The sequence below is a fragment of the Oleiphilus sp. HI0132 genome (assembly GCF_001635845.1).
The window spans coordinates 1-1,013 of record NZ_LWGJ01001526.1; the positions used below are offsets into that span (position 1 = coordinate 1).

At 49.3% G+C, this 1,013-nt stretch carries 1 protein-coding gene; it reads right to left on the bottom strand.

Going from position 1 to position 1,013, the window contains the following annotated elements; translation table 11 throughout:
• On the bottom strand, window positions 1-1,013 hold a 1,013-nt coding region (gene gatA / locus A3766_RS23550), incomplete at both ends, for an Asp-tRNA(Asn)/Glu-tRNA(Gln) amidotransferase subunit GatA (RefSeq protein WP_068643070.1).

Genomic DNA, 1,013 nt, shown 5'->3' on the forward strand with positions numbered 1-1,013 from the left:
CCAATAGGCAGACCATTTAATAAGCCTGCTGGAAGTGACATGCCAGGCAGCCCGGCGAGGTTGGTTGAAATAGTAAAGATATCTTCAAGATACATTTTTACAGGGTCATCACCTTTGGAATTAAAGCCAAATGCTTCCGACGGAGAGGTTGGGCCTAAGATCAAATCAACTTCTTCAAAGGCGCTGACGAAGTCATTCTTAATTAAACGGCGAACCTGCTGTGCTTTTCTGTAATAGGCATCGTAGTAGCCGGCGGATAGGGCGTAAGCACCTATTAGAATACGTCGTTTAACTTCATCGCCGAAGCCTTCAGAGCGGGTGCGCTGATACATGTCCATCAGATCTTTCGGGTCGTCACAACGGTGCCCAAAGCGAACGCCGTCAAAGCGTGACAAGTTTGCAGAACATTCTGCTGGCGCAATCACGTAGTAGGCCGGTACTGACAGGTCAGAATGTGGTAGCGACACTTCTTTAAACGTCGCTCCCAGCTTTTCCAGCTCCTTAATAGCGGTTTGCAATACATCCTGCAATTCAGCGCTTAAGTGCTCGTTGAAAAACTCTTTTGGTAGACCAATTCGGAGGCCTTCAAGTGAGTTATTCAAGTTCGCTGTGTAGTCTGGTACTTCGCGGTCTAGGCTGGTTGAGTCCTTGGCGTCATGTCCTGCAAGCACGTTCAGCATCATTGCCGCATCTTCTGCAGTGAGAGCCATCGGGCCAGCTTGGTCAAGACTTGATGCGAAGGCAATCATTCCGTAGCGTGAAACACGGCCGTAGGTTGGTTTTAATCCGGTTAAGCCGCAAAGAGAAGCAGGCTGGCGAATAGAGCCGCCGGTATCGGTTGCGGTTGCTATTGGCACAAGTCGAGCGGCAACGGCAGCTGCTGAACCGCCAGATGAACCACCGGGTACAAGTTGCTCTTCTTGGCTCCAAGGGTTGATAACTTTGCCAAAATAACTTGTCTCGTTAGATGAGCCCATCGCGAATTCATCCATGTTTGTTTTACCTAAACAAAC